The organism is Pseudomonas sp. VI4.1, assembly GCF_002029345.1.
Classification (GTDB): Bacteria; Pseudomonadota; Gammaproteobacteria; order Pseudomonadales; family Pseudomonadaceae; genus Aquipseudomonas.
Genome location: NZ_MULM01000113.1, coordinates 13,041 through 32,706, shown reverse-complemented (window position 1 = coordinate 32,706; position 19,666 = coordinate 13,041). Strand labels below are relative to the sequence as shown.

Sequence of the window (19,666 nt, the reverse complement as noted above, 5' to 3'; positions counted from 1 at the left end):
CGCGATGGACGTAAACGATAACGCGTTTTTTCTGAATAAACGCGGCGTCCTTGAAACCATCGCGAGCAAGCTTGCTCCTACAGGCAGGCGCGTAGACTTCAGAGCCCCGCCAATTCCCGCAGATTCGCCAGCGTCTGCGCATCGAGCTGGATGCCATCGGTAGCGGCCTTGGCCCGCTGCTGGTGGCGCCGGTCCCCCGGCAAACGCTTGAGCCCCACTCCGTGCATTTGCCGCACGAGTTCCTGGCTGCGCTCGGCAAAGCTCTGTCCGGCGGCCTTGCTCGGATCGATGACGATCAGCAACTGGCCGGTCCAGGGCGTCCTGCACCCGGATGGTTCGACCAATCGAACTCGAAGGAAAAATTACCCCCGGTCAACGCCGCCGCCAACAGCTCCACCATCATCGATAGCGCCGAACCCTTGTGGCCGCCGAACGGCAGCAGCGCGCCCCCTTCCAGAATCGCTTTGGGATCCTGGGTCGGCTGGCCGAGGCTGTCCACACCCATGCCCACGGGCAACCGTTCGCCCTTGCGGGCGGCAATCTGCACGTCGCCATGGGCAATGGCGCTGGTGGCCAGGTCAAAGACAATCGGCGCGCCACCGGCCTGCGGCGCGGCGAAGGCAATCGGGTTGGTGCCGAACAGCGGACGGTCGGCACCGTGAGGCACCACGCAAGTCATGCTGTTGACCACACTCAGCGCCACCAGCCCTTCATAGGCGAAGGGCTCGACATCCGGCCACAAGGCAGCGAAATGGTGGGAGTTACGAATCGCCAGCACCGCAATGCCGGCACTGCGGGCCTTTTCCACCAGCAATGCACGGGCCGCCGCCAGCGCCGGTTGGGCGAAACCGTTGCCGGCGTCGACCCGCACGAAACCCGAGGCCACATCCTCGACCACCGGCACGGCCTGGCCATTGACCCAACCGCTCTGCATCGTCGACACGTAACCGGGAATGCGGAACACGCCATGGCTGTGGGCGCCATCGCGTTCGGCGCCGGCGCAGTTTTGCGCCAGTACCCGAGCGACGTCGGCCGACGTACCGTGACGCAGGAAGATCTTCTCAAGCAAGCCCGTCAGCGCATCGAAGGACAGGTTTTGCGAGACAGCAGTAGACACTTGATCGTGTGGCGCAGACATCTGAAGCTCCAGACTAATTATTGGAGGGGGCAACAGCGTACGAGGGTTATGCAAACCGATTAACAACGCGACCCGAGCCGGCTGTCAATCTTTCGATTGAATGCCGCTCAATCGGCTCAATGTAGCTGACCCGGCACCGAACGGCGCGATAACTATTTACCACCTTGCCCGCGCGGGTATCACCTAGCTTGGAGGTTCAATCATTACTCGCCGATGTGGCGATCGATCGAGACCTCCATGACTTCACCATTGTTTTTTCCGCAAGTGCTCAATGAGCCGGGTTTACACCAGGAACTCGGAAAAACCCACTCCCTGTCAGACAAGGACTTTACCTGGCTCAGCCATATCGAGCTGGCGAGCGATGAACGGCGACAAGCGCAAACACCCCCCATGTCTGCCGAAAAACTGCTGGCGAAGGTTAAGGACAAGGTGGCGGTGCCCTTGGCTGGATGTTTCATGCTGTCGTCCACGCCCGACGACGCAGGTGCGATACTGTATACACCTTACGGCGGGATCGAGAAGTTCGACGACGTCGATTCACTCGCCGCAGAGCTGATTCTGAGGCTGACCAGAGCGTCCGAGCGCGACGAACTGTTGCGTTTTGTCTCGATAGCTCAACGCATCGAGCTGGAAGGCGAAACAATCACCGAGGTCGCTCACGAAATCATCAAGGGCGAAGTGTTCGAGGACCAGAAAAATGTCATCCAGAACAATCTGCAACAGAATGCACAGCGGTTGCTGGAGGAGTTAATACAACTGCCGGCGTTGACAGACTTGCTGAATGAGATTCTTGACGATTTGTTGGGCCATTCGTTTACAGGACTGAAGCAACGCGACACCCGGGTCAACTTCGGTATTGATTCAAGTGTGAACCCCGCATTGGAAACGTCGATGCCGCTCAGTGACGCCCTCCTGCTTTTCTATCGCCACCAAGGCTGGCCATCAGACCAGACCATAGCGTTCAGCCACCCGGACCGTAAGTTGGCCCCCTACGATCCGGACCAGGCCGAGCGCGACAATGAGCTATGGCAAAAGGCAGTCAAGACCGCCTCCGCCGGGCTGACCCGGTCGCTCGGCGAAAAACTCCGGGCGTATTGGAATCATGTGCTGCCCAACGGGCAGTCCCGGCGCAAGCTGTTTATTCAGGCCATCAGCGACAAGGCTCGGGCGGACATCCTGTTCAAACGACAGGAGACGATCATCAATCCTGAACAAAGTCGGGCACTGGAGGTTTTATTCGACCGCAGTACCACTGGAACCGCGCAAACGCCGCTGGCTCCCGAAACAGTGCGCCTGTGGGAATACACAGCGAATTTCGTTGAGCTCGCGGGTTCATTCATGATTGCTTATCCGGACGCCTATCTCTTTACCCCAGCCAGTGGTTTGCAGCTGCTTGATGGACATGACGATTTGCAGCAAACCGTGCGCGCCAAGGCCATTGCGAAAGGGCATGACGATGAACTGTACGAATTGATGACGCAAGAGGAGCGTCATCGCTTCCTCGGCTTCGATGAACCTCGCGTTTCCGGCGAAGCGATTACAGGTTCAGTATTCGAATCGCTGTTCGACGCAATCATCGACAAACAGTTGCAAAACGTCGAATACGCGCTGGGTGTGTTCCGTCACAGCGACGGTGACGTGAGTATTCAGGCGCTGTTCGACAAGGCACTGGACGTGCGCAGCATGATCGACGATCAGTTGTTGGCGTTGCCGACGCAGGGTCGGTGGAGCACCCACCAGGTCATTACGGGGCAATCGCGTCCGTCAATTGTTCTGGCCGACAAGGCGACAACGCTGTCTAAAACCTTCGATAGCGTGAGATCGGCTCTCGATGCACAGTGGCAGGCGCAACCTGTCGAGACCGGTGCGCTGCAGCGAACCTATCTGGAAGCCATGAAACCCGCGCTGGCCCATGCCATGTCGCTGGGTATTCGCGGCGAGGCCAATCTTCGTCGGCTCAACCGCACATTGTCCGGAGTCGATAGCGCTATCGTCGATACGGTACTCGACCCCGATCGCCCCACACGCCGCCAGCGTAAAGCGCTGAATGGATTTCGCCCGGATGCCTACTGGTTCAGCCTTGAATCTGCGGGCCATACTTCATCGCTGGCCGTGGCCCATTGTTTCATGCTCACCGAACGGGGCGGCCTGGATACGCAGCATTCAGGCCGGGCGATTCTCTGGACCCCGGCCATGGGGCTGGAGGCTTTCGAGTCGGTCGCCACGGCCAGGACCGAGCTGCAACGGCGCCTGCTTGACCCGCTCAAGCGTCTGACGCTGCTTGAAAACCTCCTGCCGGCTGAGCGTGAGTTTCATAAAACGTACGAATTGGGTAACTTTCGGCCAATCGAGAACAATCTGCTGCTCCATCGTCAGCAGTCGTCCATCGAGCACTTCCTGGCGGTTTGCGACCACGTTCGCACGCTAAAACTGACAGGAACGCAACAGGCAAAAGCCTTGGCCGCACTCAAGCGCCAACCCACCTTCACCAATCTGCAACGGGCCAAACATATCGGCGAGGCCATCGCCACCCAACAGACTTTGCCGGCCTGGCTTGGGATGGCATCACTCGAGGAGCAGCAAAAACACGTCGAAATAATGGAGCAACACCGCCATAGCCTGTCGGAGGGTAAAGACTATCTACATGGCATAAAAACCCTGGCGGTCTATGTGCACGAGCAGTTGGTCTCCCTGCAAAAAACCCGTTTCCAGGGCTCATTCATTGACCCTGACCACGTCAAGGTCACACCTGCGTTAGCCATCGCCGGACCCGCACAATCACTGACCGAAGTTGCGCTGAATCACGTCAATGTGCTCCAGGGAACTGGTTTCTCCATAGCATCGACTACCTCCAAGGCATTGCCCTCGGGCATGGACACCCACGCTGTGCGGCAACTGCTCTTGCAGCTGAACATCAAGTCTGTGTACGAGCAGTTGCTTTCGGAGCAATTGTCCGGCGATAGCGACAATGCCAAAGCACGAAAACTGCGCTATTTCCGGCAGTTGCCCTGGCACCTGTTGCAAGAGGCCCACGCGCTTAAATTGCAAGAGCAACTGTCACAGAAGGCGTTCGACGCCATCGAGCAGCTGCTGGACATGCCCAATTCCACGGCCCGGGCGGCGGTGACGGGTGCAGACGCTATCATCCGTCCGCTGGAGTTGATGTCCACAGCCCGCGCTACAGCCGTCAAGGCGCTGGGGATGTATCTGGTGAGCCCGGGCAAAAGCGTGACCGGTCCGCAGGTGCTCTACGCGCCCTATTTTGTCGGGCTACCCTTCACCGAGTTCGAGACCGAGACCGACCTGCTGGCCGCACTCAATACCCCAGGGCCTTTGCACGACCTGTTGCTCCGGCGCCTCCCCGAATCGTCTCGGGCGACCTTTCATAACCTGCTCAACTCCACCGTGGGAGAAACCACGGAAATCACCCTCGCTTCAAACCCCGTTACCGGCAACATGCTGGAACGTCTATTCCAGGATAACATCCTGCTGCTCAAACAGATGCTGGGCAGTCAATCCACGGTTACTGCGCGAACCGATTGGGAAAAAGCCAAGGAACTGTTCAGTTCCGGGATCAAGTTGGTGTCTGGATTCCTGCCAGGCAAATTGTCCTGTGGTCTGTTTCTTTGGCGGGCCTACAAGGATTTCAAGGACTCTGCAGAGGCGCTGCAAGGCCACCACTGGAAAAGCGCATTCAAATCCTTCGTCTCTGGTGCGGCGCAGATGATCACCATGGGCCGGATGATGCAGGGAAATCCAGCCTCTACGCCCGCGGCACTCGCCTCCACAGAACTCCCCGCAGAACAGCCTGCCGTTGCGCCTCAGTGGTCAGCCATCAACACCACCTCCGCAAGCCGGACAACAGCGCAAGCGTACGAAGCACCGACTGTCGAGCTGGAAAAGTTTCAGACAGATTCAACGGAGGGCACTTATCGCGACCCTACGACAACCCGTCATTACGCCCCTGTCATGGGCAAAGTCTATCGCGTCGCAAAACACGGCAAAGCATGGCGCATGACCAACGAAAAGCAAGCCGGCCCCCTCTTGGCAAAGGCCCCAGGCCCCCAGCTGGTATTGGCTGCCGACCCGCACGCCATTCACTATGGCAAGGCGATCTCCCGTTTCGCGAACAGAATCACAACCCGTTTCGACGCTTCGGCAACGCTCAACATCGAAGCACAAGGGATGGACCAAATACGCCGTAAATACCCCGACAGGGCGCGAGCAATCGTGGAGGCAGTCGATTTGGCCAGGTACTACGCCTTTAATAGCCTGCACAATTTGTCACAGTTGCGGACCACTGGCCCAGGCACTCGGCTTGACACCTTCCTGAAAGCTTTTTTTGACGTGAGCGCAATCGACGGTGCAATTCTGGACAAAATCAAAGCCGTTATCGTGCCAATCTGCAACGCGCTGGTGGATCCGGGGCTGGACGAACTCGATACCAACAGGTTCGTTGTAGGCTCCAACACGTCATCGACCGACCCTGTGGTCGCATTTGTCATTGAATCCGACATGCAAAAAAAAGTGTACTTCACAGAATCCTTTTTCGATCAGCAACTTGATTCGTACAAGTTCAATCTGACCGAGCCGTTCGATGTCGATGGTCATGCCCGGGCAGCCACGTTGATCCATGAGTTTTCACACCACTTCGCCAAAACGATCGACATCGCCTATCTGGAGTCAAGACGTCCATTCTCCGACCTCATCGCAACTATCACGCCGTTCGCAGTGACTTTGAAAAAAGAGCATGAACAACTCCAGCGTGAAGCCTTGTCGATGGCAACGCCCCGCGAAGAGTTGTTTGCCCTATGGAACGACGTGATGTCGTCATGGGAAAGCCTGGATTCCATTCCCGCTACCGCTCATATCGGCAAGGAAATCAAAAAAATCACCGGCACCCAATCGATGAGCGACGCCCGAAGCGCTTTCCTGGACCGGGTGAAACCGGATCTGCGGATCGACACGATTTTGCGTAATGCGGATTCAATCGCCAGGCTCATCTGCGAAATGGGTCGACAGCTCGACCCCGTGCTGGTTACACCTACAACGTCGCCTTGAGTCGCCGTTGCCTTGATCATTTTTTCACGTTGTTTATGGATACTGCATGGCAACTGCCGGTTTTTCGGGTGTTTAAGTAAAAAACAGTGCTGATTGATGGGTAATTGCCATGACGGTTGTTCTCGCCGACTTCGCTCAAGGTTAGAATGCAGGAAATCAGGATGAGTCAATGACCGACAGCCCTCTCTCGCAAGCCCAATATGACGCCATCACCGATGCCGCTGCGCACTGGTGCATGCGTCTGCACGCCAGCGACTGCACCGCGCACGAGCGCCTGGCTTTCGAACAGTGGCGTGATGCGCATCCGCTTCATGCGTTCGAGTACGAGGCCATGCTGGACATCTGGGAAGTCGCAGGGGATTTGCCTCGTCCCGACGCCGTGGTGCCAGCTGCCCGGATCAAACCTGCAACGCCCTGGCGCACGGTCGGCATCGCGGCCGCCGTGTGTGCCCTGGCGTTGCCACTGGCCGCCTTCAGCGGCTGGAACCTCGGCTGGCTGCCCGATGCCTACCAGCACTTCGAGGCCGGCGATACGGTGCGTCAGGTGACCCTGAGCGATGGCAGCCAGGTGGAACTGAACCTGGGCAGTGAGCTGACGTTCAGCAACTACAAGGATCATCGCCAAGTCACGCTGGAGAGGGGCGAAGCTTTTTTCAGCGTCAGCCACGACACCGCTCACCCCTTTATCGTCAGGGCGGCGGACGGCAGGATTCGGGTCACCGGAACCAAATTCAACGTCTGGATGTATGAGGATCAGGTGCGCGTCAACCTGATTGAAGGTTCGGTACTGGTGAGCAGCAACGATGATCTTCCGGGCGATGGCTTGCGTCTCGGGCCGTCGATGCAGGCCCGTTATAAACACGGCGACTACACACCGCAGATCAGCCAGACCTACGCCAACGATAATTCATTGGCCTGGCGCAGCGGCAAACTGGTGCTCGATGACCTGGCGTTGTCCGATGCCCTGCCCTTGATCAATCGATACCTGGGCAAGCCGCTGATGCTGGCCGACCACAGTACCGGCTCGATCCGCCTCGGCGGCATCTACAACATCAAGGAGCTCAACAGCCTGGCGGCATCCCTGCCCAAGGTGCTCCCGGTCTACCTGACCCGCAACAAGGACGGCAACCCGGTCCTCAACGCCATTCCGCAACAAACCCCGAAAAGCTGAAGGCCGCAGCCCTTGTGAGGGTGCGGCCTTCATTCTTCGCTACAGCACCAATCGCTTTACTGTCTGGCCACCTTCCCGGCTTTTTCATCCTGCTCGCGGATCGTCAGGGTCTGATACTGCGGATCGGCCGTGATCTGCTGCTCGGTGAACGGCAGCACACTCAACTGTTTTTGCGAAAAGGCCAGGGTCTGGTCCCGGGAATACTTCGACGCCGGGTCACTGGACAGCGAGAACGCCAGCAGCCCCCGGGCCTGCGGCCCCTGGTCATCGAAGGTCACCACTTGCAAATAGCTGGTGCCACTGACCACTTCGCGCTTGCCGTCGGTTCTCGGCACGCTCTGGATGGCGTTATACACACCCAGGGTACCGGGCCCGCCGTGAATCGGCGTCTGCTGGCCACCACTGCTGACCACCTGGATATCACCCCAACGGCTGTCAGACTTCAGGCCCGATTGATTGACGTGCTCCACCGATGCCAGCATGGCCTCGCGGACGGCCTTCGCCACGGGTGGATGATCCACGGCCAGGCCACGCGGCGTATGCTGCGGATCTTTCGGATCGAACCCGTCACGCCAGACATCAGGTGCGTCCTGCAGCGCCTCCATGACGTTCTGGAAATGCACCCACCCCAGGCCACTGTCGAGATTCGCACTGCGGTCCCAGGCCTTGAGGCTGGCGCACAACGGCGTCAGCGTCGGCGCATCGCCCCCCAGGTCCGCCGCGCAGAATTGCAGCAGGTCCGGCATCACCTGGGTGGCCTGATACACCTGGTCGTCCATGACCATCCGTTGCAGGTCCGCCGCCGCAATCGGGCCGGCCTTGCTCAAGGCACCCAGGCGATCCAGGGCAAAGCGTGAACGCAGCCCCAAAGGCTGGCTGTCCTGGCTGATCAGCGGCGAGAAGCCGGTGAGCGGCTGGGCCGGGTTGGCCATCCAGGCCGAATCATTGGAGTGTTGTACAAAGTCCTTGCGCAACAATTGCGGCAACCGCTCTGCCGCATAGATGCCTTGTTGCGCAGCGTGCGGATCGATGTCCCAGGCGCAGGCGCTGTTGGAACCGTCGAGCACGATCATCTGCAACCCGGCCCGAGGATCGCTGCACTTGGCCAGTTTGTCGGCATTGACGTTCGGCACCACTGACAGGTTCATGTACAGCGTCTGCCCCTGATCGTCCGCCGCCAGGGTGTTGACCCAGGGAATCCCCTGGATTTCATGCACCGACGCCTGCAACGCCTTGAGGCTGGTTGCACGGTTCATCGCGTACCACTGCTGCAGCACCCGATCGTTATCCAGGTTGGCATCGCGCAAGCTATAGGCGACCTGATGGTCCCAGTCGAGCCTCCCCGGCCACTGCACGATCGGGCCGAATTGTGAACTGAAGACCACATGGGACACCGCCCGGGTCTGGCCATCCGGCTGCTTCACGTCCACGGTCACCGTCTGTTGCTTCATCGGTAACGACTTGCCGTCGAGCAGATAGCGGGTGGGATCCTTGGGGTCGAGTTGCAGGCGGTACAACGTGAAATGCTTCGACGAGTCCACGGTGTGGGTCCAGGCCAGGTGCTGGCTGAAACCGATGTTGATCATCGGCAACCCGGGCAACGCGGCGCCCATGACGTCCAGCTTGCCGGGAATGGTCAGGTGCATCTGGTAGAAGCGCATCCCGCCGACCCAGGGGAAATGCGGATTGGCCAGCAACATGCCGCGGCCATTGAAAGAACGCTCGCTGCCGACCGCCACCGCATTGCTGCCACGATCCAGGGCAAAGCGCTGCATGCGCGAATCGGCAAGCTGGAATGAGGTCGGGGCGGCTGTCGTTCGAGCGACGGCTTTGGGTGGGGTGGCACCGGCCAAGGCTTCGGCAAATTGCCCTACGCCGCCTTCGACCAGCAGACGACGGGTCAACTTGACCAGGTCCTGCGCCGTCACTTCTCGCACCCAGTCACCCTGGCATTGCTGTGGCAACCCCTGGACCCGACGCTCTCTCAGGGCACGGTTGTAGCCGGCCACATAACCGTCCATGAGCTGGCGGATTTGCGGCGTTTGCGCCTGCCAGAATGCGTCGACGGCCTGGGGGGTGTTCAACCAGGAGAAAAATACATCACTGACTCGGTTTTCCCGCTCTTCGACCGTCAATTGGTCCGGGCCGAAATAGCGTGAGCGTTCGCCGTTCACCGTGATGATCTCATTGGCCAGCAGGCACAGGTTGTCCTGGGCGTAGGCATAACCAATGCCATAGCCGAGGCCGCGCTCATTCTCGGCGCGAATATGCGGCACGCCGAAACTGGTGCGACGGATATCGGCAGTCGCCTGCTCCGGCTGGCTGCGCGCGTTTGCCGCAAGGCTCAAGCCCACCAACATCCCGGCAAGGCTCAACCGGGTTAACTGCCTGGAAATAATCACGCTCGCTCCTGATCGTATAAACGAAGGACACACCCGGCGTCGCTGCCCGCAATGTGCCTCCCCCTAAGGACGAAGCGAAGGAAAAAAATTTAGGGCGCTGGCCCCCGCCATTACGGCGTCTGACGTGGCGCTGACGCGATGGCGACAAAATTTCTACATCTGAGCCTTCATGATTTGCCCGGCTCATGCGTCTTATTGAATGAGAGCGCTCATCACATTTTCCGGTTCAGGCTCTAAAAAAGGAGTTTTTGCATGTACAACTCGCAACTGCCAACGGACGGTAGCACTGCGCCAAAGAGCACCGCCATGGGCTCCGGCGTTTTCGATCAACGTACCGAGCGCCACGGCAACGAGCGGATCAGATTCTTGCTCAAGAGCTTCGGCCTGCGCACCAGTCTGATTCGCCTGAAGGTCATCGACGCCTTGCTGACTGCCGCCGAAAGCGACCGCAGCCTGGGGGTGCGGGGCGTGCACAGTCACTTGCTGGACCTGGACATCCCGTTGTCGTTTCTCAGTGTGCGGGAAGTATTGAAGCGCCTATGCGGCGAAGGCGTGATCACCCTGAATCCGGACAAGAGCTACAGCCTGCATCCGCAGGCCGCCGCCGTTCTTCATCCCGAGTGACCCGGCCGATGAGCGTCGCTCAGGGCTTGACCTTGCGGCGCATCACGCCATTGATCACCACCACCAGCACCGCTACGCCAATCGCAATGTACTGGAACAGCTTTTCGTCGATGACGCCGGTGTTCTGCAGATAAGACAGGCCAAACATGATGCCCAGCACGACCAGGGAGATCAGAATCGAGTATTTCAAACGTTGCGACTGAGTCATTGCCATTTCCTGAATGTGAGCCTGAAGCTGAAAAATGTTGTATCCGCAGGCAGGCCAGGCCCTTGGTGTTTTTCGGGGATGGGGCTGCAAACGGGGTCTCATGTTACATGCCGACGAGGCGTTTTGGCTTCTTGCGGCGATCACCATGGGAATTTTCCTACAATGCGTCGAATCAGTATTAATTCGAAACAGTCTCGTGCCTCGTAGTTGTTTAGAATGGTCAGAATGCATTTTTCTGGCCGCAACCCGAAACGAGACTCCCCATGCGAACCCATCTGCGTCTGGCCGCCCTGAGCGCCCTGTTCATCTCCTCCCTGGCCCAGGCCGCCGACCTGATCCCGATCGAAGTCCACCGCGACGCCAACTGCGGCTGCTGCAAAAAATGGATCAGCCATCTGGAGGCCAACGGTTTCAAGGTCGACGATCGCGTCGAAACCAACATGAGCGAATTCAAGCAACAGCACGGCGTGCCGCCGCGTTTGTCGTCGTGCCATACCGGCCTGATCAATGGCAAATTCGTTGAAGGCCATGTGCCCGCCGATCAGGTGTTGGCCTTGAGCAAGCGCGACGATCTGCTGGGTGTCGCCGCCCCCGGCATGCCCATGGGTTCGCCCGGCATGGAAATGGACGGCATGAGCGATGCCTATCAGGTGATCGGCCTGAAAAAGGACGGCACTGACGTGGTGGTGGCGGACTACCCTGCCCATTGATGTCCGGTGCGTACATCGGGCTGTTCTTTGCCGCGTTCGGTGCCGCGACGCTGCTGCCGCTGCAGTCCGAAGCGCTGCTGGTGGGGTTGCTGCTCAGCGACCGGTATTGGCTCTGGTTGTTGCTGGCGGTGGCCACGCTGGGCAATGTCCTGGGGTCGTTGGTCAACTGGTGGCTGGGCCGTGGCATCGAGCGCTTCCGCGACCGGCGCTGGTTTCCGGTCAGTCCTCGCCATCTGGAAAAAGCCCGAATCCATTATCAGCGCTACGGTCACTGGTCCTTGCTGCTAAGTTGGGTGCCCGTCATCGGTGATCCGCTGACCCTGGTGGCCGGGGTGATGCGCGAGCCGCTGGGGCGATTCCTGCTGATCGTGACCCTCGCCAAGGGCGCCCGCTATGGCGTACTGGCCCTGGCCACATTGGGCTGGATGGGTTGAACGATCTGGCGCCGTGATTGCCTGTGTTTAATGTCGCCCTAATCATGCCGATCCAGCATCGGCGGATTTCCAATGGAGTTTACCCATGCCCCAGAGACGCTCGCGCTGGCTGCCCAGCCTGCTGCTGACCGCCGCACTGCCGGTCATCGCTTATGCCGAAGGCCCGGAATACGGTCCACAGTTGCAAGGTTTCGAATACCCCTACACCGTCAAGCACTTCGACTTCCAGTCCCAAGGCAAGACCCTGCAGATGGGATACATGGACGTCGCCGCCAACGGCAAGGCCAACGGGCGCAGCGTCGTGTTGCTGCATGGCAAGAATTTCTGCGGCGCGACCTGGGACACTTCGATCAAGGCCCTGAGCGACGCCGGCTACCGGGTCATCGCCCCGGACCAGATCGGTTTCTGTACGTCCAGCAAGCCGGACAACTACCAATACAGCTTCCAGCAACTGGCCACCAACACCCAGCAACTGCTCAAGGCCCTCGGCATCCAGAAGGCCACGTTGCTCGGGCATTCCACCGGCGGCATGCTCGCCACCCGCTATGCACTGCTGTATCCCGATCAGGTCGAACAGCTGGCACTGGTCAACCCCATCGGCCTGGAAGACTGGAAAGCCCTCGGTGTGCCCTATCGCACGGTGGATCAATGGTATGAGCGTGAATTGAAGGTCACCGCCCAAGGCATCCGCGACTACGAGCGCAGCACCTATTACGACGGCCGCTGGAAGCCCGAGTATGATCGCTGGGTGGACATGCTCGCGGGCCTGAGCAAAGGGCCGGGCAAGACTCAGGTGGCGTGGAATTCGGCGTTGATCTACGACATGATCTTCACCCAACCGGTGTACTACGAGTTCAAGGACTTGAAGATGCCGACGCTGCTGCTGATCGGTACTTCCGACACCACGGCCATCGGCAAGGACCTTGCGCCGCCCGAGGTCAAGGCGAAAATCGGGCACTACCAGGTACTCGGCAAGCAAGTGGCGAAACTGATTCCCCAGTCGACGCTGGTCGAATTCCCCGGGATGGGCCACGCGCCGCAAATGGAAGAACCGGCGAAATTCCACCAGGCGTTGCTGGCCTGGCTGAACAAGACCAATCCCGTTCGTTGATGAGGTAAGGCTGATGGCGGTGCAGATTGCGGTTATCGACGACTGGCAGGATGTGGCCCGGGACGTGGTGGACTGGTCGGCGCTGGACGCCATCGGCCAGGTGAGTTTTATCCATGACTACCCCGCCGACAACGCAACCCTGGCAGAGCGACTGGGTGAATTTGAAGTGATCTGTGTGATGCGCGAGCGCACCCGGTTCGACGAGGATCTGTTGCGGCAGTTGCCGACACTCAAACTGCTGGTCACCGGCGGCATGCGCAACGCCGCCCTGGACCTGAAAGCCGCTGCCGCGCTGGGCATTCAGGTTTGCGGCACCGACAGCTACAAACACGCCGCGCCGGAATTGACCTGGGCACTGATCATGGCCGCAACCCGTAACCTGGTGGTTGAAGCCAATGCCCTGCGCACTGGCAAATGGCAGCAAGGGCTAGGCGGCGATTTGCACGGCAAAACCCTGGGAATCCTTGGCTTGGGCAGCATTGGCCAGCGTGTTGCCCGGTTCGGCCAGGTGTTCGGCATGCGGGTGATCGCCTGGAGCGAAAACCTGACCGCCGAGCGCGCGGCGGAAGTCGACGTGACCTATGTCAGCAAGCAGGAACTGTTCGAACAGGCCGATGTGCTGTCGGTGCATCTGGTGCTCAGCGAACGCAGCCGGGGCATGGTCGACGCCCAGGCATTGGACTGGATGAAACCCACGGCGCTGCTGGTCAACACCGCCCGCGGGCCGATCGTCGATGAAGCGGCGTTGATCAAGGCCCTGCAGAAACAACGCCTGGCCGGCGCCGCGCTGGACGTGTTCGAGCAGGAACCGTTGCCCGCGCTTCATCCATTCCGGACCCTGGAGAATGTACTGGCCACGCCGCATGTCGGGTACGTCAGTCGGCAGAACTATCAGCAGTTCTTTTCGCAGATGATCGAGGACATCCAGGCCTGGTCGGCGGGCGCGCCGATTCGTCTGCTGAGCTGAACATTCAACGATGTTGGCCTGCTCGATGTCTCAACCTTGACTGGTTCGAACTGAAACGCATCCACCGTGGAGCATCGTCAATGAACATCCGTCTTGCTGCTTTCACTACCCCGCTGCTGCTGGTCTTCGCCCTGTCCGGTTCGCTTGCATTCGCCAACGGCGATGAAGAGGAACCTGTCAAAAAACCCAACTGCCCCAAAGGCCAGGTCTGGGACAGCAAGCAGCAGAAATGCCTGATGCAGAACAGCAGCCTGGTCCCGGACGCCGACCGTACCGATTACGCCTATCGCCTGGCCAAGGACGGTCGCTACGCAGAAGCCCTCGCGTTGCTCGACACGCTTCAACAGCCGAACACTGCCAAGGCTTTGAACTATCGCGGCTACGCCACGCGTAAACTGGGGCGTACCGACGAAGGCATCGGGTATTACCTGCAAGCGGTCAAACTCGACCCGCAGTACGCGCAAGTGCGTGAGTACCTGGGCGAAGCCTATGTGATCAAGGGTCGGCTGGACCTGGCGCAGGAGCAACTGCAGCAGATCAAATCGATCTGTGGCAGCAGTTGCGAGGAATACCAGGACCTGGCCGCGGCCATCAACGATTCTTCGAAAACCTGAGACCCGAGCGGACGGAGGTCGCCATCGCCAGCGATCAGGCATTACGGGCCGAACTGGGCCAGCATCTGGCGCGTCTATGGCGCTACGGCCTGCTGCTGTCCCGGCAACGGCACGTCGCCGAAGATCTGGTCCAGGCTACCTGCGTACGGGCGCTCGAACGTGCCGGGCAGTTTGTCCCGGGCACTCGTATGGACCGATGGCTACTGAGCATCCTGCATTCGATCTGGCTCAACGAAGTCCGCTCGCGCCGGGTGCGTCAAGGCCAGGGCCTGGTGGATGCCGACCACGCGTTGTCGTTCGACGGTGAACACGCGGCCCAGCCCCCTGTCCTCGCCGTTCAGGTGATCCGCCGTGTCGATGCGCTGCCCGAAGCCCAGCGTGAAACGGTATTTCTGGCCTATGTCGAGGGCTTGTCCTACCGCGAGGTCGCCGAGGTGCTGCAAGTGCCCATCGGCACCGTCATGAGTCGCCTGGCCGCCGCACGGTTGAAGCTCGCCGAGTACCCGCCGTTGCAAGCCGTGCCGACACCTGCCACTGGAGAACCTCGATGAGTGATCACGCGATCCCTTCGGATGAGCAACTGGTGGCCTACCTCGACGACCAGCTCGACAGCGAACAGCGCCGCCGCATCGACGCCGCCATCGCCGAAGACTCGCTGCTCAACCTGCGCCTGCAGTGGCTGGCCCGCAGCAGCCTGCCGTTCAAAAACGCCTACGACGAATTGGCTCGGCAAGCGCCTACCGAACGCCTGCAGTCCATGCTCGACACGTTGCCCAGCCCCGCGCGTCCGGCCATGAACCGGCGCTGGTTCCTGGCGGCGGCGGCCGGGCTGGTGGTCTGTGGCGTGGTGGCGGACCGGCTATTCCTCAGTTGGCAATCGAGCTCGCAGAAAAATAGCTGGCGAGCACGGGTTGCGGACTCCATGGCGCTCTACGTGCCGCAAACCCTGGACCATCTGCCCAGCGACGAAGCCGCCCAGCGCGCGCAATTGCGCCACCGTCGACGCGCGTCTTGGGCTCAATCTGGCGCCGGCCCGACTGGCCTTGCCGCGCGCACAATTCAAGCGCGCGCAAATCCTCGAATACGACGGTGTGCCCATCGCCCAGATGACCTGGCTCGACCCGGCGCACGGCCCCCTGGCGCTGTGCGTCACCCGTGCCAACAGCGGCAGTCGACCCTTTGCACACGAACGTCGACGTGGGCTCAATGTGGTGTATTGGGCTGATATGGAACACGCGTGGATGCTGCTCGGGCATAACCCGGCGGCGGAGCTGGAGGACATGGCCAGGTTGTTGCGCAGCCGACTCAGTGCTTGAGTGCAATGGCGGCTAAGCGATGAAGGTGATGCTCCTACAGATTCCGCCTCCTCAATCGACCCGGCCAATACTCCGTTCATCCGGCCAGAACAACGCCGCCTGGCCCCGGTTTTCTCCGCGTTGATCGATCAGCGTCCAGACCTTGCCTTCGTGAATCATGAACGCATGACCCTCCCTGTCCACTCGATAGCCACTGTAGCCATGGGCAATGCCGTTGGCCGTGACCTGCTCCAGCAGCGACTGGCGCATGGCGCGGTCCAGCGGCGAAGCGCTGAACCGTGATGGCATGCCCAGGAATACTGAACGCGGGTATCCGAAGCAGGCCAGCGCCTGTTCATTGGCGTAGAAGAAACAAGGGTCGTCCTCCGTGCCATGGGCCAGCAGGCTGTAAGGCGCATGCGCGTGCAACCAGTGCAGGCGCTCGGGTCCTGTCAGCGACCGGGGAGCCGGCAGGCTTTGTCCGGTCCAGTGCCGATAAGCGTCGTCCACTAGTTGGATAAAAGCGGCGTATTCACTGATTGTCGACACACACCCTCCCCTGCAACGGCATTGACTATCCGAAACAATGCAGCCTATCGAAACCGGCCGAAAAAATCCGCCTCCCTAGCGGTCAAGCCATGCGCCATTAAATACATCATGTAATAAGAGAAATAACTGCCAAACGGGTTATCACGTGGAGCCCTTGTTCATACAGTCACCGGAATAACATGCGACCGACGAGGCCCTATTGATGCAAACCCTACTGGACAAGTCACTGAGTTCTTTTGCGCGAGCAAATTTGTTGCAAGGGCCCACCCCGATTCAGCGGGCCGAGCGCCTGGAACAGCTGTTGGGGCTGAAGTCGCAGGGCATCGGCCTGTTTCTCAAGCGCGACGATCACATGTTGATGGGTGGGGGTGGCAACAAGCTGCGCAAGCTCGAGTTCCATCTCGGAGCTGCGCTGGAGGCCGGGGTCGACACGGTCATTACCGTGGGCGGTCTCCAGTCCAACCATGCACGCCTGACCGCCGCCGTGTGTGCTCGCCTGGGCATTACCTGCGAATTGATCCTGACCCGGTCGGTTCCCAAAACCGAAGTGAATTACGAACTCAACGGTAACGTCCTGCTCGATCAGTTGTTCGGCGCACACCTGCAGGTGCTGCCCGGCGGCAGCGATTCGGTCGCCAAGGCCGAGATACGGGCCGCGCAACTGCGCGATTGCGGGCGCAAAGTGCTGGTGATTCCTACGGGTGGTTCAACGCCCCTGGGCAGTCTCGGTTATGCGCGTTGCGCGGCGGAGATCGCGCAGCAGGAGACCGAACTGGATCTTAGCTTCAATCAGGTGGTGGTGCCCAACGGCAGCGCCGGCACCCATGCCGGGCTCGCGGCCGGCTTCCGGTTGCTGGGTCGCGGCACATCGCTCGTCAAGTCGTATTCGGTTTTATCCGATCGAGACACGTCCGCGGCCAGGACCCTGCAATTGACCCAGGACGCACTGACGCTGTTGGGCAGCAGCGCCATCGTGCAGCCTGAAGAGATTGTCATCGACGGCAGTCAGCTGGGTGACGGTTACGGCCTGCCGACGCAGGCCATGCAAGACGCCGTACGCCTGATGGCCCAGGCCGAAGGCGTATTGATCGACCCGGTGTATTCGGGCAAAGCCTTCGCCGGGCTGCTGGCCGATCTCGGGCAAGGACGCTTCCGTTCCGGGGACAATGTGCTGTTCGTGATGACCGGCGGCACCCCGGGCCTCTATGCCTACCGGGAAACCTTTCAGCCCTGACAATCAATCATCCCGGGTCAGTACTTCCAGCAATTCGATCTCGAAGATCAGATTCGAATTCGGCGTGATCTTGCCCATGGTCCGCTCGCCATAGGCTAGATGCGCCGGCACCAGCAACTTGCGCTTGCCGCCCACCTGCATGCCGATGATGCCCTGATCCCAACCCTTGATCACCCGTCCGGTGCCGATCACGCACTGGAACGGCTTGCCCCGGCTGTAGGAAGAATCGAATTCAGTGCCGTCTTCCAGCCAGCCGCGGTACTGCGTGGTGATCAGCGCGCCCTTGACGGCGGTTTTGCCGTCGCCCGGCTGCAGATCGATGATTTGTAATTCTTCATTCATACTGGATACTCGTTCGTTGTCGCCCGGGTCATGGGGGCGCGGACGGAGGTTTTCGCAGAATCCGCCGCTGTTGGCAATCCATGGAACCGAATCGCCGCCTGCCGCTCAGATGTGTATCGACTTCGTACTCAGGAAAGGATGCTCTGATGACCGACTCACGATCGTTGTGCAGTTTCATTCCGCCATACATCCTCAACCGCATTATTGCCCATGGCTCCGAGCGGCAGCGCTCCAGTGCCCTGAGTACCCTGACCCATGTGCGCACCCTTCGGCATACGCCGCTGCCACCGGTGCGGTCTGCGGCGGCGACCCTCCTGCCGCCTTCCGCGCAACCCGGTCAGGTCCGGCGCAGCATTCATGACGCTCAGGGGAAAATGCTCCTGCCGGGGATGCCTGCCCGGCTTGAAGGGCAGCCGGCGACGGGCGATCCGGCGGTCGATGAGGCCTACGATGCCTTGGGCGCCAGCCATGATTTCTTCTGGAAGGTGCTCGGCCGCGACTCCATCGATAACCAGGGTTTTGCGCTCATCGGCAGCGTGCATTACGGCCAGGATTATGAAAATGCCTTCTGGAACGGGGCGCAGATGGTCTTCGGTGACGGTGACGGCGAAATTTTCGAGCGTTTCACCCGCTCGCTGGATGTGATCGGGCACGAGTTGACCCATGGCGTGATCGAAAGCGAAGCCGGCCTGGTTTACGCCAATCAGTCCGGCGCCTTGAATGAATCGATATCGGACGTGTTCGGGGTGCTGATCAAGCAACATGTGCTGGGCCAGACCGCCGACGAGGCGGACTGGCTGATCGGCGCCGACTTGCTGACACCGCGGATAAAAGGCATCGGCTTGCGCTCGATGGCCCATCCCGGCACGGCCTATGACGACCCGCTGCTCGGCAAGGACCCGCAACCGGATCACATGCGCAAGTTCGTGATCACCCAGGAGGACAACGGTGGCGTGCACATCAACTCCGGCATCCCCAACCGGGCGTTTTATCTCGCGGCCAAGGCGTTCGGCGGCTTTGCCTGGGAGAAAACCGGTCGTATCTGGTACGACACCCTGTGCGACCAGGGCTTGAACAAAGAGGCGTCCTTCAGTAACTTCGCGGCGCTGACCATCGAGCATGCCCGCCAGCGTTATGGTGCCGATGGCGCTGAAGTGGTGCAGCACGCCTGGTCTGAAACAGGTGTGATCCCGACTCAGGAGCAATCATGAAAAGCCTGCCTGCACTGGGCGATGATACCGTGGTACGTCTGTCCCGCCAGGGCGGCGTGGCGGCGATCCATGCCTTGACTCGTCCGCGTAGCATCGAATTTGCGCAATGCAACATCGATCAACGCACACGGATTTGCTCGGTGCTGGAAGGTTGCCTGGCAATCGAAGACCCGGCCTCGGGACGAGGTGACCAGCGTTTTTATGAGATTGAAGTGTGCTATCGCATTGGTGAGCAGGATGACCGGATGGTGATGAAAGTGCCTGAAGATCGGGCGCCGGGGGAATTGGTGCATTTGTGGGATAAAGGCGAGGTGTCATGAATTGGCTGCTTCGGGCGAAGTGAACCTGAGATAGCCTTCGTCGGCAAGCCGGTCTCGCTCCCACAGGTAATCGCTGTAGACCTGAGGTTTTCAGATCAACGCAGATCTCTGGTGGGAGCGGGCTTGCTCGCGAAAGCATTCTGCCAGCCGACGAATGTGTTGAATGTGACGCCGCCTTCGCGGGCAAGCCCGCTCCCACAGGTATTTGCGGTGCACGCGACATCGGTGATCTAACCGTTCCCGCACTGGATCTGCGGCAAGTCCTGCCTTTATCC

Annotated in this window: 16 protein-coding genes and 2 pseudogenes; 13 read left to right on the top strand and 5 right to left on the bottom strand. The window is 60.0% G+C overall.

Features of this window, described 5'->3' with window-relative positions:
• Window positions 1-98: 98 nt before the first annotated feature.
• Window positions 99-1,138, bottom strand: a pseudogene (locus tag BZ163_RS06840) (Ldh family oxidoreductase).
• A gap of 237 nt (window positions 1,139-1,375) precedes the next feature.
• Here BZ163_RS06840 and BZ163_RS06835 point away from each other — a divergent pair.
• Together BZ163_RS06835 and BZ163_RS06830 are read left to right on the top strand one after the other, a co-directional pair.
• The gene (locus tag BZ163_RS06835; protein WP_256578958.1) at window positions 1,376-6,199 is read left to right on the top strand and encodes a dermonecrotic toxin domain-containing protein; all 4,824 of its coding nucleotides are present in this window, start codon (window positions 1,376-1,378) and stop codon (window positions 6,197-6,199) included.
• Window positions 6,200-6,368: 169 nt separating this feature from the next.
• Window positions 6,369-7,370, top strand: coding sequence for a FecR family protein (locus BZ163_RS06830; protein WP_128870303.1), 1,002 nt, complete (start codon window positions 6,369-6,371; stop codon window positions 7,368-7,370).
• 56 nt (window positions 7,371-7,426) lie between these two features.
• Here BZ163_RS06830 and BZ163_RS06825 read toward each other — a convergent pair whose 3' ends face one another.
• Window positions 7,427-9,772, bottom strand: a complete 2,346-nt coding sequence (locus tag BZ163_RS06825) for an acylase (RefSeq protein ID WP_128870302.1) — start codon at window positions 9,770-9,772, stop codon at window positions 7,427-7,429.
• 252 nt (window positions 9,773-10,024) lie between these two features.
• Here BZ163_RS06825 and BZ163_RS06820 point away from each other — a divergent pair, with 252 nt between their 5' ends.
• Window positions 10,025-10,396, top strand: coding sequence for a fe2+ zn2+ uptake regulation protein (locus tag BZ163_RS06820; protein WP_128870301.1), 372 nt, complete (start codon window positions 10,025-10,027; stop codon window positions 10,394-10,396).
• A gap of 19 nt (window positions 10,397-10,415) precedes the next feature.
• On the opposite strand, the gene BZ163_RS06815 is transcribed toward BZ163_RS06820, so the two are convergent.
• Complete coding sequence (locus BZ163_RS06815) at window positions 10,416-10,604, bottom strand: hypothetical protein (RefSeq protein WP_064677543.1); 189 nt, start codon at window positions 10,602-10,604, stop codon at window positions 10,416-10,418.
• 263 nt (window positions 10,605-10,867) lie between these two features.
• Here BZ163_RS06815 and BZ163_RS06810 point away from each other — a divergent pair, with 263 nt between their 5' ends.
• From BZ163_RS06810 to BZ163_RS06780, 7 genes and pseudogenes are all read left to right on the top strand, one after another.
• Window positions 10,868-11,314, top strand: a complete 447-nt coding sequence (locus BZ163_RS06810; protein ID WP_128870300.1) for a DUF411 domain-containing protein — start codon at window positions 10,868-10,870, stop codon at window positions 11,312-11,314.
• Window positions 11,314-11,748 (top strand): YqaA family protein, encoded by a 435-nt coding sequence (locus tag BZ163_RS06805; protein WP_128870299.1) that lies wholly within the window; start codon window positions 11,314-11,316, stop codon window positions 11,746-11,748. Before BZ163_RS06810 ends, BZ163_RS06805 begins: the two co-directional genes overlap by 1 nt.
• An 85-nt stretch (window positions 11,749-11,833) precedes the next feature.
• Window positions 11,834-12,859, top strand: coding sequence for an alpha/beta fold hydrolase (locus tag BZ163_RS06800; RefSeq protein WP_128870298.1), 1,026 nt, complete (start codon window positions 11,834-11,836; stop codon window positions 12,857-12,859).
• Between the two features lie 13 nt (window positions 12,860-12,872).
• Window positions 12,873-13,826 carry a D-2-hydroxyacid dehydrogenase family protein gene (locus tag BZ163_RS06795; protein WP_128870297.1) on the top strand — a complete coding sequence of 318 codons (954 nt, stop codon included), beginning with the start codon at window positions 12,873-12,875 and terminating at the stop codon, window positions 13,824-13,826.
• Between the two features lie 80 nt (window positions 13,827-13,906).
• Complete coding sequence (locus BZ163_RS06790) at window positions 13,907-14,440, top strand: tetratricopeptide repeat protein (RefSeq protein WP_128870296.1); 534 nt, start codon at window positions 13,907-13,909, stop codon at window positions 14,438-14,440.
• 53 nt (window positions 14,441-14,493) lie between these two features.
• Window positions 14,494-14,991 carry an RNA polymerase sigma factor gene (locus BZ163_RS06785; RefSeq protein WP_128870304.1) on the top strand — a complete coding sequence of 166 codons (498 nt, stop codon included), beginning with the start codon at window positions 14,494-14,496 and terminating at the stop codon, window positions 14,989-14,991.
• Window positions 14,988-15,756, top strand: a pseudogene (locus BZ163_RS06780) (anti-sigma factor). Before BZ163_RS06785 ends, BZ163_RS06780 begins: the two are co-directional and overlap by 4 nt.
• A gap of 51 nt (window positions 15,757-15,807) precedes the next feature.
• On the opposite strand, the gene BZ163_RS06775 reads toward BZ163_RS06780, so the two are convergent.
• Entirely contained in the window at window positions 15,808-16,284 is a 477-nt protein-coding gene (locus tag BZ163_RS06775; RefSeq protein ID WP_128870295.1) for an MEKHLA domain-containing protein, read from the bottom strand.
• Between the two features lie 202 nt (window positions 16,285-16,486).
• Between BZ163_RS06775 and BZ163_RS06770 the strand changes: the two genes are divergently transcribed.
• Complete coding sequence (locus BZ163_RS06770; protein ID WP_128870294.1) at window positions 16,487-17,518, top strand: D-cysteine desulfhydrase family protein; 1,032 nt, start codon at window positions 16,487-16,489, stop codon at window positions 17,516-17,518.
• A gap of 3 nt (window positions 17,519-17,521) precedes the next feature.
• Here BZ163_RS06770 and BZ163_RS06765 read toward each other — a convergent pair whose 3' ends face one another.
• Window positions 17,522-17,860: an FKBP-type peptidyl-prolyl cis-trans isomerase gene (locus BZ163_RS06765; protein ID WP_128870293.1), complete on the bottom strand. Its 339-nt coding sequence runs from the start codon at window positions 17,858-17,860 to the stop codon at window positions 17,522-17,524.
• A 146-nt stretch (window positions 17,861-18,006) separates the two neighbouring features.
• Between BZ163_RS06765 and BZ163_RS06760 the strand changes: the two genes are divergently transcribed.
• Together BZ163_RS06760 and BZ163_RS06755 are read left to right on the top strand one after the other, a co-directional pair.
• Complete coding sequence (locus BZ163_RS06760; protein WP_128870292.1) at window positions 18,007-19,071, top strand: M4 family metallopeptidase; 1,065 nt, start codon at window positions 18,007-18,009, stop codon at window positions 19,069-19,071.
• Complete coding sequence (locus BZ163_RS06755; RefSeq protein WP_128870291.1) at window positions 19,068-19,391, top strand: protealysin inhibitor emfourin; 324 nt, start codon at window positions 19,068-19,070, stop codon at window positions 19,389-19,391. The genes BZ163_RS06760 and BZ163_RS06755 overlap by 4 nt, the downstream gene beginning before the upstream one ends.
• Window positions 19,392-19,666: the final 275 nt, after the last annotated feature.

Coding starts and splice junctions, on each gene's coding strand:
- BZ163_RS06835 (WP_256578958.1), top strand. CDS start 1,376: ATGACTTCACCATTGTTTTTTCCGCAAGTGCTCAATGAGCCGGGTTTA.
- BZ163_RS06830 (WP_128870303.1), top strand. CDS start 6,369: ATGACCGACAGCCCTCTCTCGCAAGCCCAATATGACGCCATCACCGAT.
- BZ163_RS06820 (WP_128870301.1), top strand. CDS start 10,025: ATGTACAACTCGCAACTGCCAACGGACGGTAGCACTGCGCCAAAGAGC.
- BZ163_RS06815 (WP_064677543.1), bottom strand. CDS start 10,604: ATGACTCAGTCGCAACGTTTGAAATACTCGATTCTGATCTCCCTGGTC.
- BZ163_RS06810 (WP_128870300.1), top strand. CDS start 10,868: ATGCGAACCCATCTGCGTCTGGCCGCCCTGAGCGCCCTGTTCATCTCC.
- BZ163_RS06805 (WP_128870299.1), top strand. CDS start 11,314: ATGTCCGGTGCGTACATCGGGCTGTTCTTTGCCGCGTTCGGTGCCGCG.
- BZ163_RS06800 (WP_128870298.1), top strand. CDS start 11,834: ATGCCCCAGAGACGCTCGCGCTGGCTGCCCAGCCTGCTGCTGACCGCC.
- BZ163_RS06795 (WP_128870297.1), top strand. CDS start 12,873: ATGGCGGTGCAGATTGCGGTTATCGACGACTGGCAGGATGTGGCCCGG.
- BZ163_RS06790 (WP_128870296.1), top strand. CDS start 13,907: ATGAACATCCGTCTTGCTGCTTTCACTACCCCGCTGCTGCTGGTCTTC.
- BZ163_RS06770 (WP_128870294.1), top strand. CDS start 16,487: ATGCAAACCCTACTGGACAAGTCACTGAGTTCTTTTGCGCGAGCAAAT.
- BZ163_RS06765 (WP_128870293.1), bottom strand. CDS start 17,860: ATGAATGAAGAATTACAAATCATCGATCTGCAGCCGGGCGACGGCAAA.
- BZ163_RS06760 (WP_128870292.1), top strand. CDS start 18,007: ATGACCGACTCACGATCGTTGTGCAGTTTCATTCCGCCATACATCCTC.
- BZ163_RS06755 (WP_128870291.1), top strand. CDS start 19,068: ATGAAAAGCCTGCCTGCACTGGGCGATGATACCGTGGTACGTCTGTCC.